We start from the raw sequence: 14175 nt of genomic DNA on the forward strand, positions 1-14175 counted from the left end.
GCTGCCCTCCGTAATGACATTCTTCCTATATCAGCTATGCTTATTGGCTATGGAATTGCGACAACTCCTGTACTTCGTCACCGTGGTCGATGCGGGAAGCTTCAGTCGCGGTGCCGTGGCGCTGGATCTGGCGCAACCCAGTCTGAGCAGGCAGATCGCCTTGCTGGAGGCGGATCTCGGGCAACGGTTGCTGGTGAGAACCGGACGCGGCGTGACCACGACGGACGCAGGGGAAGCCCTGCTCGTTCATGCGCGCGCGATGCTGGAGATCTCCCGTCGCGCCCGGGACGAATTGCGAGAGATGGACGAAAGTCCCGGCGGGCGGATCGTGGTCGGCATGCCGCCGCGGGTGGCGCTGGGCTTGAGCACGGCCCTCATCCAGCGGTTCAGGGAAAAGTTTCCGCGCGCCGTCATCACGGTCCTCGAAGGCCTGAGCGTCGCACTGCGCGAATCCCTGATCGCGGGGCGGCTGGATCTGGCGCTGCTCTTCGATCCTGCAGCCTCTCCCCAGCTGGCCTTTCAGCCTCTGATGCGGGAAAAGCTGCTGCTGGTGGCGCCGCCGAAGAGCAAGCTACCAGCCCGTGTCGGATTGTCGGCGCTTGCGAACTACCCCATGGTGCTGCCGAGTGCGCCAAATGCGATTCGCCACTTGCTCGACTCCGTCCTGGGGCCGCGTCACATTGAACTCCAGGTGCTCGCAGAGGTGGGCGCCGTCCACACCGTGCTCGCGCTCGTGGCGACCGGGATCGGATGCACGATCCTTCCGGAGAGCGCCCTGGGCGCGACCGGCGACGAAGCCCTGCCACGCGCACCGATCGGGCCGCCCAGCATCTGGAATGTGCTGGTGCTTGCGACACCGATGGCACGTCCGGCAACGCGTCTGATCCGGGGTACTGCGCAAATCCTGCAAGAGCTGGACTTCCGGCGTCGCTAAACGCCATCTCACTTTGGCGCCAAAGCAAATGAAGCGGCGGCTGGGCCGCTAGCAGCCGCTCGCGGTCGGCTAAAGTTTGCCCGCAAGCAGACAGAACGGACTGGCCTGGCCAGCCCTCATGTCAAACGCTCAGACTCTCGGAACTACCATGGTCACCTGCTACCTGCGCTATGTCATCGATCCGTTCAAGCTCAAGGAGTTCGAGCACTACGGAAAGATCTGGATTCCTCTCGTCGAAAGGTTTGGAGGGCAGCACCATGGCTACTTTTTGCCCTCGGAAGGCGCGAACAACATTGCGCTGGCTATGTTCACGTTCCCAAGTCTTGCGGCATACGAGGAATATCGCGCGTTGTCTGCCACAGACCCAGAGTGCCAAGCTGCGTTCAAGTATGCGCAGGACACTCGCTGCATCCTCAGCTATGAACGCAGCTTTTTCAGGCCTGTATTCAAATGAATCGGCCTAACCAAGCGTTGCAGTGGACCGCCTTTGGCTTCCGCTGGACTCATTCGTTGAGCAACCACTTTTGCCCTTCCATTTGAATCCACGATAGGCACCGCGTTCATCCAACGCGATCAGGCGACTGTTGGAGATCGCCACGCGATGGGTGTAGCGAGACAGGTAGGCCAGCACCGCCTCGGGTCCGGCGAAGGGGCGCTTCGCATGGACGACCCATTCCACTCGACCTATCGTTTCGCCCAGCAAGGCGACTTGTGGTCCCCACGTGTCCGAAAGCGCAAATCCATCAGCACCGCTGAGGTTCATGGCGATTTCCTCGAGAGGCGGGGTTGCGAATCAAAAGAGCCGGCACAAGCGGAATGCCTCGTAGATGGAGGCGTGGATGTCGCGCGAAGCATGCGCATCGCCGATCCGATAGAGCTCGAAGCGCTTGCCGGGTCCGGCCGCGGGCCAAGCCTGCGGAACACCCTTGGCGAACTTGTCCAGATCCAGTTCCCCGTCATTGACCGATGCGGGCTTCAGGTCATCGTAGACATCGCACACCGGGAGCACGCCCAGTTCCACCACCACGTGGTCCGCCTCGAGCGCAATGGTTGCGCCGGTCAACTCGTGCACGAATGCTGCGCGGCGCCGACCCGATACGGCCGACACACTGATCAGCCTGAGATCGTGGCGGACATGAACGCCCAGCTCGGTCAGCTTGCGGCGCCACACGATGTCGTCTCCTCGTCCGCCCAGTTCCATGCCGAGCTGGCCATCCAGGGTGACCAGTGTCACTTGACGGCCGGCGAGCGCATGGCGTTCGGCGCAGACATAGGCGTTGTGGCGTCCGGTCCCGTCATAGACCAGTACCTCGCCGCCGGAAGGTGGCTGCTGGGTCAGCGCGTCCACCACCGAAAGACCGTGCTCATGGCCCTCAAGTTCATCGAGCCACGGGATGCCTCCCGTCGCGACAATCACGGTGTCGGGCTCCAGCCCGGTAACATCGGCAGCGTCCGCGTAGCTGTTGAGTCTGATGTCCACGCCGAGGCGAGTCAGGGCGTCCACCCGCCACTGGATCACGCCGAGGATGTCCTTGCGCCATGACGCAAGCGCCGCCAGCAGCACCTGGCCGCCAGGCCGCGATCCGGCCTCGAGCAGGACGACCTCGTGTCCGCGCAGTGCGGCCACCCGGGCCGCCTCCAGTCCCGCGGGACCCGCGCCCACGACAACCACTTTCCTGCATGGACCGGGCGAGCGATCGACTTCGTGAGGCAGCCAGGTCTCCCGCCCCGTGGACGGGTTGTGGATGCATGCGGTCTCATGACTGCGGCAGAACGAGGCACCCACACAGGGGCGCACTTCGTGCTCCCGGCCTTCCATCAGCTTTCGAACCAGGTGCGGGTCGGCCATGTGGGCGCGCGTCATCCCAACCAGGTCGAGCAGACCTTCGCTGATCGCATAGCGCGCGGTGGCCAGATCGGCGATCTTGGCCGCATGAAAGACCGGCAGCCTCACCTCCTTCTTGAACGCGGCCGCCTTTTGCAGCCAGGGCGACGAGGGCATCGACATGGTCGGCATGTTGTCGGTGATCAGGGCTTGGGCAGTGTCCATGCGCCCGTAGACCACATTGAAGAAATCGAAGAGCCCGGAGCGTTCGAGAATGCCGGCGGCGCGAACGCTCTCCTCGAAATCCAGTCCGTCCTCGATGGCATAGCGGATCCCGACGACGAAATCCTCGCCGACCTGTTTTCGGATCTCCTCGTGCACCATCAGGATGAACCGGCAGCGGTTTTCCAGCGAACCGCCGTATCTGTCGGTTCGCACGTTGACCGATGGGCTCAGGAACTGGCCAAGCAGATGGCCGCCCGCCAGCGTTTCCAGCCCGTCCAGGCCTGCCTGCCGGCAGCGCGATGCCGCCTGCCCGAAATAGCGGATCACCCGGTGGATGTCCCGCTCCGTCATTTCACGCGGAATGCTGCGATGCAATGTTTCGCGCCTGGCAGATGGCGCGATGGTCGGCAACCAGGCGCCTTCATACGGGCTCCCGCGTCGGCCCATGTGAGTGAGCTGGCACATGAGTGCCGTGCCATGGGCGTGCATCCGCGCGGAAAACTGCTGGAGATGGGGAACCACCTCGTCGACGCCCATGTTGATCTGCCGGAAGACACTCGGGCTGTCGATGCCGACGTTGGACGAGCCGCCGAACATGCTCATCGCGATCCCGCCAATGGCTTTTTCTTCGTGGTACCGCTGATAGCGTTCCCGGGGGAAGTCACCCTCCGTCAGGCCGCTGGCGTGGCTGGTGCTGATGATGCGGTTCTTGAGGATGACCCTCTTGATGGCGAACGGGGTCAGCAGCGGGTCCTGTCGCCGCACCGATTTCTCATCATCAACGGAGTGGGCAAACCGCTGCACATCCTCTCCTTAACGCGCTCGGTTGAGTCCGGCCTGCATGGACATTGTGTAATCGAACACGAGGCCGGTCCATTTACATCTTAGGCAGAGATCGCTAACATGATGTTATGGAAGCGCAGCAGACGATACGCTCCGCCAATGCCTTGCGCGTGTTTGAAGCCGCCGCACGCTGTGCGAACTTCACGCTGGCCGCCTCCGAGCTCCACGTGACGCCCGTGGCGGTCAGTCGCATGGTGAGCCGGCTCGAAGACACCTTGGGCATTCGTTTGTTCACGCGCTCTCGGCTGGGCGTTCAACTCACTGAAGAAGGTGAGGTCTTGCATTCGGCGGTGTCGGCCGGCTTCAGCCAGATGGAGGCGGCGCTGCGCGAGATCAGGCGCCGCCGTGCAGATCGGGGCACCGTCACGCTGTCGTTGTCGAGCGCGTTCATCTCGCACTGGTTGATGCCGCGGTACGCACGTTTTCAACAGGCCGTCCCGCACATCAACCTGCGCTTCGAGGTGATCAGCGGCGTTCTCCGTGGCGATGTCGACGAGGTGGACCTGGGATTGCGCTTGTACGACCCCACGAGGAAGTGGCAGAGCTGGGAGTTCTTTCCGGAAGTGGTGCTCCCGGTCTGCAGCCCGGAATACCTGCATCGGGTGGGTGCCGTCGGTGAATCTGCCGATGTGAGCCAGCACACCCTGATCCATCTGACCACGACGACCATGGATTGGGAAGAATACGGGGCTCGCACCGGCCTGGACTGCCGGCGCCCCGGCAACTCCCTCAGCTTCTCCGATTCGGCACTCGTGCTGCAGGCCGCCTTGCTCGGTCAAGGGATTGCGCTCGGTTGGGTGTCGGCGGTATCCGGTGCGCTGCGCGAGGGCCTTCTGGTGCCGGCCTCCAGCCGCCTGATCCGCACCGAAAAGGAGTACCGGCTGGTGGCAAGGCCCGGGTCGATTCGACAAGAAGTGCGCCGCGTGCTGGATTGGCTCGTCAGCGAAATGCGCGAAGACGTTGCGACCATCACGCAGCAGTACGCATTGTTCCGGGACATTTGACCGACGTGTGCATCGCCCCCCACTGCTGCCTGCCAGCAGGTGTCGAATGTGACCTAACGCCAGTCTTCGGCCCTTCGAAGCGGCACCTGTACTTCGGCTGCGCGCGCCCTCAACTGACCGCACCCGCCGTCGACATCCTGGCCGGCTGAATAGCGCAGCTTCGTCAGAATGCCCCGCTGGTGCAGCGTGCGAGCAATCTGTTCGCAGCGCTCCCACGACGGGCGACTGAACGCCACGCCATCCACCGCGTTGAAGGGGATCATGTTCAGCACGCCGTACCTGCCGGAGAGCAGTCTGACGATGCCTTCAATCTCCTCTTCCCCGTCGTTCACACCTTCCAGCAGCGTCCACTGGTACTGAATCGGGTAGCCGGTGGCCCGGGCATAGCGTTCGCATGCGGTGACCAGTTCCTCGGGGGTCATGTTCGGCGCGCGCGGAAGGAGCTTTCTGCGCAGCTCAGCCTTGGTCGTGTGCAACGAGAGTGCCAGCGCAGGTCTGACGCTTCCCTGGTGCAGCCTCTCGAACACGCGTGGATCGCCCACGGTGGAGAACACCAGGTTCTTGTGGCCGATGTTGCCCGCCGTGCCGAGCAGGTCGATCGCCTCCATCACGTTGTCCAGGTTATGGGCCGGTTCGCCCATGCCCATGAACACGACCTTGCGTACCGGCCGACGCAGGCGCGCGAGGGCGACCTGGGCAATGATTTCGGCGCTTCCCAGTTGGCGCAGCAATCCCTCGCGGCCCGTCATGCAGAACTGGCACCCGACGGCGCACCCGACCTGCGACGAGATGCACAGACCGTCCCGAGGCAGCAACACGCTCTCCACGGTCTGACCGTCCGCGAGGGCAACGAGCAGCCGCTCGGAACCATCGGCGCCGCGATGGACCGCGTGGATGCGCGCCAGTCCCGCAAGCTCAGCTTCAATGGACGGCAGGGCAGCCAGCAGCGACGACGGAAAAAAGCTCTCTGGTCGACGCTTGCCGCTGTTTCGGGGTAGAGCATGGGACCACAGCCGCAAGATCCGGTGCTCGTGGATGGGGCCCGCTCCGGCTTCCCGCAGTCGCCGTTTTAGTTCGTGGATTCGCATGCACTGCCTAGGGCAAATGGACTCCTGGACACATCAGTGATCCAGTCGTGCTGGCGTCCAGGACGTACAGAGAGTGATGGTCGACATGCGACAGATTGTGCACGGCAGCTCGAGTGGGGTTCATGCGGCGCGGGTCGCCCGCGTCGCGCCGAGCAGCAATAGGAATCCGGCCACGGCGGCCAGCCCATGGACGACGACAAGCCATTTCGACAGCGGCAACTGCTTCCAGTGGTAGTTCAGGTTGAGGACGGCACCCCCCGCTGCCGCCAGGAGAAAGAGAACAAGCGCGCCGAGGGCGGTCGCAGGCAAGCCTACGGTCGCTGCCGCGTAGAGCAGCAAGGTCACGGCCGCGGCGGCCAAGAACCTACTCTGACCCACCGTTGAAACGAAAAAGCCCTGGCTGTTTCCAGTCAGGGCAAGAAGGTCGGTGGTCGACCTTGGAGAACGGTATCTCCCTTAGGCTTTCTAACTGAGCCCAAGTTCCCAACGTCTCCCTGGCCGGACGCTTGTTGCTCGACGCCATGGCCCTGGCAAGTCTGCACAACGAAGAAGCGAAAGTCGAAGGTTCTTCATGGTGACCAGCTGGCCACACCTGGACCGGGAGTTCGATTGTGCAGCGACAATCCGCGGATGGCCCAAGGCAAGCGCATCTCGGCAGACATTGGTGGCGACGCCCTGCAGGCGATCAAGGACATGGGTGCCGCGGCCAAGCTGGCCCGCACCAGTGCCGGCGACGGCCAAGCCGCCGCTGCCGCCCGATTGGGCGTGCACGTCCAGACGATCGCCCGGATTGAATCAGGTGAACCAGGCGTCGCGATCGGGCACGTGCTGGGCATGCTTGCGCTCTACGGCATCGCAACGAAGTTGCAGCCGCCAGACAGCGGCCAGCTCGCATCCTGAGTTGTTCCAACTGCTGAGCGAGGGTACGTAACGTCTGCGGGCCTCTCTCGCGGCCCTCAACCTCGCAGCGCGCCAGTTGCCCCCATGGAAGACGTGCGAACGCCCCGACCATAATCGGGCAAAGCTTCCTTCGATGTCCTCCGCATCCCACTCCCTTTGGTCCCCGTTGCGTCTGCCCGCATTCCGGGGCCTGTGGACCGGCAGCGCGATCTATTTCACCGGAAACGCCATGCAGGTCATGGCGGCTTCATGGCTCATGGTGGAGCTCACGGGCTCCTCTTTCCTCGCAGCGTTGGTGCAGACCGCCGTGTTCCTGCCAATGTTCCTGCTGGCACTGCCGGCCGGCGTGCTGGCCGACACCACGGACCGGCGGCGGCTGATCCTGAATGCGCTGGCCGTTCAGGTGGCCGTCGTCGTTGTCCTGTCCCTGCTCGCATTGGGGGGGTGGGCGGGACCGGCGACCTTGCTGCTGTTCACCTTTGCCGCCGGCTGCTGCACGGCGCTGCTGTCACCAGCCTGGAACACCAGCGTGGCGGACACGGTGCCGCGCGAAGACATGCCACAGGCCATCACGGCGATGTCGATCGCCTGGAACAGCGCGCGGGCATTGGGGCCGTCAGTCGCGGGCTTCGTGTTCGCATGGCTCGGTGCAGGCTGGGTCTTCGTGGTCGCGGTGGTGAGCGCACTGGTGATGATGCAAGCGGTGCGGCGCTGGCCCCCTGCCCCACATGCGAAGTCGCCCCTGCCGGCGGAGCGCCTCTGGAGCGGCACCGTCGCGGGCCTGCGCTATGCAAGGCACTCGCCGATGATCCTGGCTCAGTTACTGCGCACCGTCGCCTACAGCGGCGCGGGCTCGGCGCTGTGGGCGCTGTTGCCGGCCATCGCGGCGCAACAACTGAAGTTGGGCGCCGCCGGATTCGGTTTTCTCATGGGATGCCTGGGCACAGGCGCGGTTGCTGCGGGCCTGGTACTGGGCAAGTTGCGTGCGCACCTGGGGCTTGAGCGCCTCGTCGCCCTGGGGTGCATGGTCTTCGCCGCTGTGATGCTTATCGCTGCGTTCGTGCGCATTCCCACCGTGGTATTCGTGGCGCTTGCCATCGGCGGCGCCGCCTGGATGGCGGTCATGGCCACCTTCAACACGGCCACGCAGTCCAGCGCGCCGCCCTGGGTCCGTTCGCGCGCCGTGGCACTGCACACGGTCAGCGCGCTGGGCTCGTTCGCCATCGGCTCGGCATTTTGGGGCGCGGTTTCCGGCATCACCGGGCTGCCGATTGCTTTGAGCATCGCAGCTCTCACCATGACAGGAGGCATCTTTCTCGCCCGCTGGCTGCCGCTGCGGATGGGCGCTTCGCCGGAGGTCACGCCCGTCGCGCTCTGGGAAGATCTTTTCATCAAGGATCAGCCGCTTCCGGACGATGGCCCGGTGTCGGTGGAGATCGGCTATCGCATTCGCGTTGGCGAAGCCGAGGAGTTCTTGAACGCCGTGACCCAGCTGCGCGCCTCGCGGCGCCGCGACGGCGCCACCCTATGGCGCGTCTATCGAGACCTCGGCGATCCGTCGCGCTATGTCGAGCGATTCATCGTCGCCTCCTGGGCCGACTACCTGCACCAGCGCGCCCGGGCCACGCTGGCCGACCAGGAGGTGGAGGCTCGTGTACGGGTATTCTTGCGCGACGGCGAGGCGGTGACGACCCAGCACTACATCGCTGAGCGGTGAAATCGTATTCTCGAGCGGCTGGCTTGCAGCGTGAGCGGACATTTTCCAGGCTCGCACCCAGTTGATCTTTTGGATCGGGCGAAAAATGGGTCGCCGGAAGCGTGGCCCGGGACTAATATTCAATCGTCCGACGCGCGGCTTAACACGAGGCTGCCGCGGACTAATTGCTCACTCGTTCAAGGAGAGTAGTGATGGCAAGCCCGATGAATGTCACCAAGCTCCAGACGAAATCCCATGACGAACCGGATGAGGTTCGGGAGCCGGAAAAGACTCGGGTCGAAGTGGTCCGCCTCGAGGGGTACACGCTTGGACGCTTCAAGTTTCAGCCCGGGTGGCGCTGGTCGAAGTGCATCAAGCCGGTCGTCGGCACGGATAGTTGCCAAGTAGCTCACGTTGGGTATGCGGTTTCCGGTCGAATCACCGTGCAAATGAATGACGGCTCGAAGACCGCAATTGAGGAAGGCATGTCGTACACCATTCCTCCGGGCCACGACGCATGGGTCGAAGGCAACGACCCGTTCGTTGGCTTCGAGATGATGAGCGCAGAGGAATACGCAAAGCCCAAGAGCTGACCCCGACTGGTCTGACCCCCTTCAGTGATGAGCGGATGGAGCCGCGAGCCACTTGAGCCGGCGGCGGCTCGCACGGCTACTGGGCCTAACAAGCCGGTCCCAACCCTGGACTGAAGGCATCGAAGGTCCAGCCGCGTCATAGATCCGGAACGCCCGCATGTGCGCACGTCCTTCAGGCGAAGCCAGGGCTGCCCAATCGAGCCGCTGATTGCCCGCGAGAAGCGTAATATGCACCGGCCATCCTTCCCCTATGGAGTCGGCGCAGGTGAACTCGGCTGATCTCAGGCAGCACTTGGTGGCGATCCTCGCAGCGGACGCCGCGGGCTATTCGCGCCTGATGGCCGTAGACGACCGCGCTACCGTGGCCGCCCTCGACGCGGCTCGTGCCGTGTTCCGCAGCCGCATCGAGGCCAATCATGGCCGCGTGATCGACATGGCCGGGGACTCAGTACTCGCCGTATTCGGAACGGCGACCGGCGCGGTGGCGGCGGCGATCGTCGTCCAGCGGGAGCTGGGCGCGTCCATCGACGTCCTGCCGCAGGACCGGCGAATGCTCTTTCGCATCGGCATCCACATGGGCGACGTGATCGAGAAGGCGGACGGCACGGTGTACGGCGATGGCGTGAACATCGCCTCCCGGCTGTGCGGCGTGGCCGAGCCGGGCGGCATCTTCGTGTCCGACGCGGTGTACGGCGCCGTGCGGGACAGGATCGGCGCGAGCTTCGTCGACCAGGGCGAGCAGCCGATGAAGAACATTTCGCACCCGGTCCACGCCTTCAAGCTGACGCCCGCCGCGCCGTTGTCCTCGCGAACGCCGGCACTGCGCTTGCCGGATCGGCCTTCGCTGGCGGTGCTGCCGTTCACCAACATGAGTGGAGACCCAGAGCAGGAGTACTTCGCGGACGGCATCACCGAGGACATCATCACCGACTGCTCCAAGATTTCGGGCCTGTTCGTGATCGCGCGCAACTCGACATTTACTTTCAAGAAGCAGAACGTCGACATCCAGGAGGTCGGGCGCAAGTTGGGCGTGCGGCACGTGCTTGAGGGCAGCGTGCGGCGCGCCGGCATGAGAGTGCGCATCAACGTGCAGCTCATCGATGCCGAATCCGGCGGGCATGTCTGGGCCGACCGCTATGACCGCGAGCTCGAGGACATCTTCCTGGTACAGGACGAGGTCACTCGCAAGATCGTGGAGACGCTCGAGGTAAGGCTCACCGGCAACGAGGAGGAGCGCCGGCAGGAACGCGGCAAGGTCAACGGCGAGGCCTACGACTATCTAATTCGCGCGAAGAGCTGCATCGTGCAATTCACGGCGCCAGCCCTGACCGAGACACGCGAGATGCTGGAGCGCGCACTGGCGATCGATCCGGGCATGGCGCTGGCCTATGCCTACCTGGCGATCGCCGGCGGCGTCGAGTACGCCAACGCCTGGAACGGCCGGACAGCCGACGATCTGCAAGAGAACCTGGCGTTGGCGCGCAAGGCGTGCGAGTGCGACCCTCTTGAGCCCATGGCACACCATGCGCTTTCCAACGCGCTGATGTGGCTACGCAGGCTGGACGATGCCGAGCGCGCCGCACGGCGCTCGGTCGCGCTCGACCCGAATTCCTCCCAGAGCTATGGGACGCTGGGCATCATCCTGGATTTCGCCGGGCGCCACGAGGAGGCGATCGAATCGCTCTCGAAGGCGTTGCGCCTCGACCCGCAATTCAGCCTGTGGCGGCATGCGCAGGGGCGGGCCCAATTCGTCCTCGCACGCTATGCAGAGGCCGAAGCGAGCTTTAAGCGTCGCCTCATCCACATGCCGGGTTCGGACGTCACGCGCGCCTACCTGGCCTCGCTCTACGGTCATACCGGTCGCCATGAGGAGGCGCGCCAAATCTGGAGCGAGCTGATGGACATCCATCCCGAATATGCAATCGAACTCACGCTGCGCGTTCTGCCCTACAGCAGCCCGGCGCCTCTTGAGCAGTTCGTGGCGGGCCTGCGCAAGGCCGGGTTGGCGGCCTGAACGCACGAGCCCCCGCTCCTCTGTCGCTGCCACCTCTCCCGAGGGGTTTCACCCAGGACCTTCGCCACCGGCCCTCGTCGGCACAAAGCGTTGAATGTGGCTGGTTGCGGATCCAAGCGCGGCCAAATCTTCACGCATGGCAGCCCCGCCTGCGTCGCAGGCGGAGGCGACCGCCCTCGTCTTTCACTACGAGTCCCGGGCTCCCGCGGCAAGGATCGCTTCGAGGACATCTTCGGGCGCCTTTCCGCTTGTATCCACCACATGATCGCGAACTCCTCGCTCATTGCAGGACCGTCTCTTCAGCAGCGAACGCCGTCTTTGCCGGCAGAATGCTGAACTTCACCAATCGCGCCCAGTAGCAATGCGGAGGTTCCCAATGAACGGCGATCGGCTTTCGCACGGCCTGTGGGAGGCCTCGGCGCCGCTGGCGCCGAGGACGCAACCGCTGACGGAGCGGATAACGGTCGACGTCGCGATCATCGGCGGGGGGTATACCGGATCATCGGCGGCACTTCACCTCGCCGAGGGCGGCGCGAGCGCCGCGGTGCTCGAGGCGTTCGACATCGGCTTTGGCGCCTCCGGCAGGAACGTGGGCCTCGTGAATGCCGGCATGTGGGTCATGCCATCCGTGCTGCTGGGTGAGCTCGGCAAGTCGCACGGCCAGCGCCTGCTGGACATCCTGGGCAATGGGCCTTCCATCGTTTTCGATCTGATTGCCCGCCATGGCATCGAGTGCGAGGCCGTCCACAACGGAACGTTGCATTGCGCAGCGGGTAAACGCGGCCTCGCCGAGATTGCCGAGCGCGCGCGCCAGTGGCTGGAACTCGGCGCCCCGGTGGAAGTCCTCGATGCGCAGCGGACCCTGGAACTCACCGGAACTCGGGCCTATCCGGCTTCGTTGCTGGACCGCCGGGCCGGCACCGTCCAACCGCTCGCCTATGTGCGAGGCCTCGCCGATGCCGCACTGCGTGCGGGTGCGCGCATCCACACGCAGACGCGCGTGACAGCGGCCGAGCGTGTCGGGTCCCGGTGGCAATTGGCAACGAGCAGCGGCGGAATGGTGTCCGCGAGATGGGTCATCGTTGCCACCGATGCTTACACCGGGAGCGACGGGCTGTGGCCCGGCATCCAGGCAGAGCAGGTGCGATTGCCCTATTTCAACTTCGCCACGGCGCCGCTGCCGCGGGCAAGCGCAGAAAGCATCCTGCCCGAACGCCAAGGCGCATGGGATACACGCCAGGTTCTGTCCTCGTTCCGTCTCGACGCCGCGGGGCGGCTCGTCTTCGGCAGCGTCGGCGCTTTGCGGGGGATGGGACGGGAGATCCACCACGACTGGGCGCGACGCGCGCTCGCCAGGATCTTTCCGCAGCTGAAGGACGTGCCGTTCGAGCATGAGTGGTATGGAACGATCGGCATGACGAGCAACGCCCTCCCCCGATTTCACGAGCTTGACCACAACGTGGTTTCGTTCAACGGTTTCAATGGCCGGGGTATCGCACCGGGAACGGTGTTCGGCAGGGAACTCGCGAAGCTCGTGCTGGGCGCGGTCCGCCGCGATGACCTGCCGTTGCCGGTGACACAAGTGGCCCCCACGCTGTGGCGCAACGCGAAGGCGCTGGGCTATGAGGCGGGCGCCCGCGCATTCCACTTGGTAGACGCGCGGATCTAAGGATCACCCAGGAGTTCGTGCAGGCTGCTGTTGAGACGGGCTAGGCCGCCTGCACGGCAGCGAGCCAGAGCTGCGCTCCTTGCTGCGGCGTCGACGCCCAGGTCACGTTGTAGGTACCGGCCACGCTCACCTGCCTGACGGCAACGGCGCACTGCACCAATGCACCAGAAGCCAGTACCGAATCGACCACCGTGAAGCCGCTGTCGGGCACGGCCGTCTTGTCCAGGTCGACACCTGCATCGCCCCACCACCATGCGACGAGCAGCGCAGGGCCGGTGGTGGTGACACTGGCGCTGGTCAAGGGCTGGCCAGACAGCACCTCGCGCCACTGCACATCGCGCACGAAGCCGCCTCCGGTGATCTCGACAACGCTCAGGGTCGTTTCGTCGGTGACTTTAGGCTTCACCACGGTGACCGCGTGGCTGACCATGCCCCGGGCCTGCTCGCAGGCATACAAAGCCGTCCCTGAGTTTGGCCAGAGGGTGTAGGTGTGCGCCACATCGAGCTGAACGAAGGCATTGCCCACGTTGTCCGTCGGCGCGATGGCAGAAAGCAAACCCCGCCCGACGCAGGCCAACAGGGTGCTTCCGGTCGTGCGCGTGGACATGCCGGAAGTGGACAGCGATGAGGACGACACGCCGTCACGGTTGAAGTCGAGCGCGTGGGCGCCCAGGGCTGGCGCCGTTGGAGCAGGAGCAGGTGCAGGAGCAGGTGCAGGGGCAGGAGCGGCTGCAATTGCAGCTGCAGCTACTGTTGTCTGGGCGCCGGAGCCTCCGCCGCAGGCCGTGAGCGCCGCACTTCCAGATGCCATGCTGACCATCGCAAGCGCCCACATACGGCGCAACAGGTCGCGGCGCTCGTTCAGCAGTGCAAGTGCCTCACTGTCGGAGGGTTCATTCATGGAGGCACCCCATTCTCTTCGGCCTCCGATTGTGAAACACCGCGGTCTGCGAACCAACCCACATCCGCCGCCCAGGTGTTACCGACAGTCAGTTGCCGACGAATTCGAACCTGAGCTTCTCAAGCTTCGCGTCCCTTCAGGCGAATGCCCTGTGCCTGGCGTTCGATGTATTGGTCGCTGGAGCGCGTGCTTGCTGGCGAGGTTGAGCTGAGCGGCGCGCGTTCACTTCAGCAGGTGGCCGAGGCCGCGGAGTTTGGTGGGCAACGCCGCGGTGCGCTTCCTATGGGCACTTGGGCGCACAGACGAGATGGTTCTTGCCGAGAAAGCGCCGCGAAGTCATCCCGGTGCGAAGAACGAACTTCCCGCACTTGAAGCAGGACATCATGGCTTCGGCGCGCGGCGTGGTGATGATGGAGCCTGGCGCCTTCTTGACGTAGCGCAGGCCATCCTGCGTGAGTTGGGTGTTGGACATGCGGCATTTTA

13 protein-coding genes and 1 pseudogene are annotated in these 14175 nt (G+C 64.5%); 8 read left to right on the forward strand and 6 right to left on the reverse strand.

What is annotated here, in order from left to right:
• Window positions 1-49: 49 nt before the first annotated feature.
• On the forward strand, window positions 50-934 hold the full coding sequence (locus ACSQ9A_RS21190; protein WP_436294953.1) for a LysR substrate-binding domain-containing protein: 885 nt from the start codon (window positions 50-52) through the stop codon (window positions 932-934).
• A gap of 148 nt (window positions 935-1082) precedes the next feature.
• On the forward strand, window positions 1083-1388 hold the full coding sequence (locus ACSQ9A_RS21195) for an NIPSNAP family protein (protein WP_436305050.1): 306 nt from the start codon (window positions 1083-1085) through the stop codon (window positions 1386-1388).
• A 75-nt stretch (window positions 1389-1463) separates the two neighbouring features.
• Here the strand turns inward: ACSQ9A_RS21195 and ACSQ9A_RS21200 are convergent.
• Window positions 1464-1628, reverse strand: a pseudogene (locus tag ACSQ9A_RS21200) (transposase); the annotation flags it as partial.
• Window positions 1629-1727: 99 nt separating this feature from the next.
• Entirely contained in the window at window positions 1728-3788 is a 2061-nt protein-coding gene (locus tag ACSQ9A_RS21205; RefSeq protein WP_436305052.1) for an FAD-dependent oxidoreductase, read from the reverse strand.
• A 107-nt stretch (window positions 3789-3895) separates the two neighbouring features.
• Between ACSQ9A_RS21205 and ACSQ9A_RS21210 the strand changes: the two genes are divergently transcribed.
• Complete coding sequence (locus tag ACSQ9A_RS21210; protein ID WP_436305053.1) at window positions 3896-4831, forward strand: LysR substrate-binding domain-containing protein; 936 nt, start codon at window positions 3896-3898, stop codon at window positions 4829-4831.
• A gap of 53 nt (window positions 4832-4884) precedes the next feature.
• Here the strand turns inward: ACSQ9A_RS21210 and ACSQ9A_RS21215 are convergent, their stop codons facing one another.
• Window positions 4885-5919, reverse strand: coding sequence for an RNA methyltransferase (locus ACSQ9A_RS21215; RefSeq protein ID WP_436305055.1), 1035 nt, complete (start codon window positions 5917-5919; stop codon window positions 4885-4887).
• Window positions 5920-6039: 120 nt separating this feature from the next.
• Complete coding sequence (locus tag ACSQ9A_RS21220; RefSeq protein ID WP_436305056.1) at window positions 6040-6279, reverse strand: hypothetical protein; 240 nt, start codon at window positions 6277-6279, stop codon at window positions 6040-6042.
• Window positions 6280-6549: 270 nt separating this feature from the next.
• Here ACSQ9A_RS21220 and ACSQ9A_RS21225 point away from each other — a divergent pair, with 270 nt between their 5' ends.
• From ACSQ9A_RS21225 to ACSQ9A_RS21245, 5 genes are all read left to right on the forward strand, one after another.
• Window positions 6550-6819: a helix-turn-helix domain-containing protein gene (locus tag ACSQ9A_RS21225; protein ID WP_093106066.1), complete on the forward strand. Its 270-nt coding sequence runs from the start codon at window positions 6550-6552 to the stop codon at window positions 6817-6819.
• Window positions 6820-6952: 133 nt separating this feature from the next.
• Complete coding sequence (locus tag ACSQ9A_RS21230; RefSeq protein WP_436305057.1) at window positions 6953-8536, forward strand: MFS transporter; 1584 nt, start codon at window positions 6953-6955, stop codon at window positions 8534-8536.
• A gap of 191 nt (window positions 8537-8727) precedes the next feature.
• Entirely contained in the window at window positions 8728-9108 is a 381-nt protein-coding gene (locus ACSQ9A_RS21235) for a cupin domain-containing protein (RefSeq protein ID WP_214697029.1), read from the forward strand.
• A gap of 208 nt (window positions 9109-9316) precedes the next feature.
• Window positions 9317-11122, forward strand: coding sequence for an adenylate/guanylate cyclase domain-containing protein (locus ACSQ9A_RS21240; RefSeq protein ID WP_436305059.1), 1806 nt, complete (start codon window positions 9317-9319; stop codon window positions 11120-11122).
• Window positions 11123-11498: 376 nt separating this feature from the next.
• Window positions 11499-12791, forward strand: coding sequence for an NAD(P)/FAD-dependent oxidoreductase (locus ACSQ9A_RS21245; protein ID WP_436305060.1), 1293 nt, complete (start codon window positions 11499-11501; stop codon window positions 12789-12791).
• 40 nt (window positions 12792-12831) lie between these two features.
• On the opposite strand, the gene ACSQ9A_RS21250 is transcribed toward ACSQ9A_RS21245, so the two are convergent.
• Both ACSQ9A_RS21250 and ACSQ9A_RS21255 read right to left on the reverse strand, forming a co-directional pair.
• Window positions 12832-13692, reverse strand: a complete 861-nt coding sequence (locus ACSQ9A_RS21250; protein ID WP_436305061.1) for a hypothetical protein — start codon at window positions 13690-13692, stop codon at window positions 12832-12834.
• Window positions 13693-13972: 280 nt separating this feature from the next.
• Window positions 13973-14164, reverse strand: coding sequence for a hypothetical protein (locus tag ACSQ9A_RS21255; protein ID WP_093106038.1), 192 nt, complete (start codon window positions 14162-14164; stop codon window positions 13973-13975).
• Window positions 14165-14175 lie beyond the last annotated feature (11 nt).

The sequence above is a fragment of the Variovorax sp. LjRoot290 genome (genome assembly GCF_964253985.1).
GTDB lineage: Bacteria > Pseudomonadota > Gammaproteobacteria > Burkholderiales > Burkholderiaceae_C > Variovorax.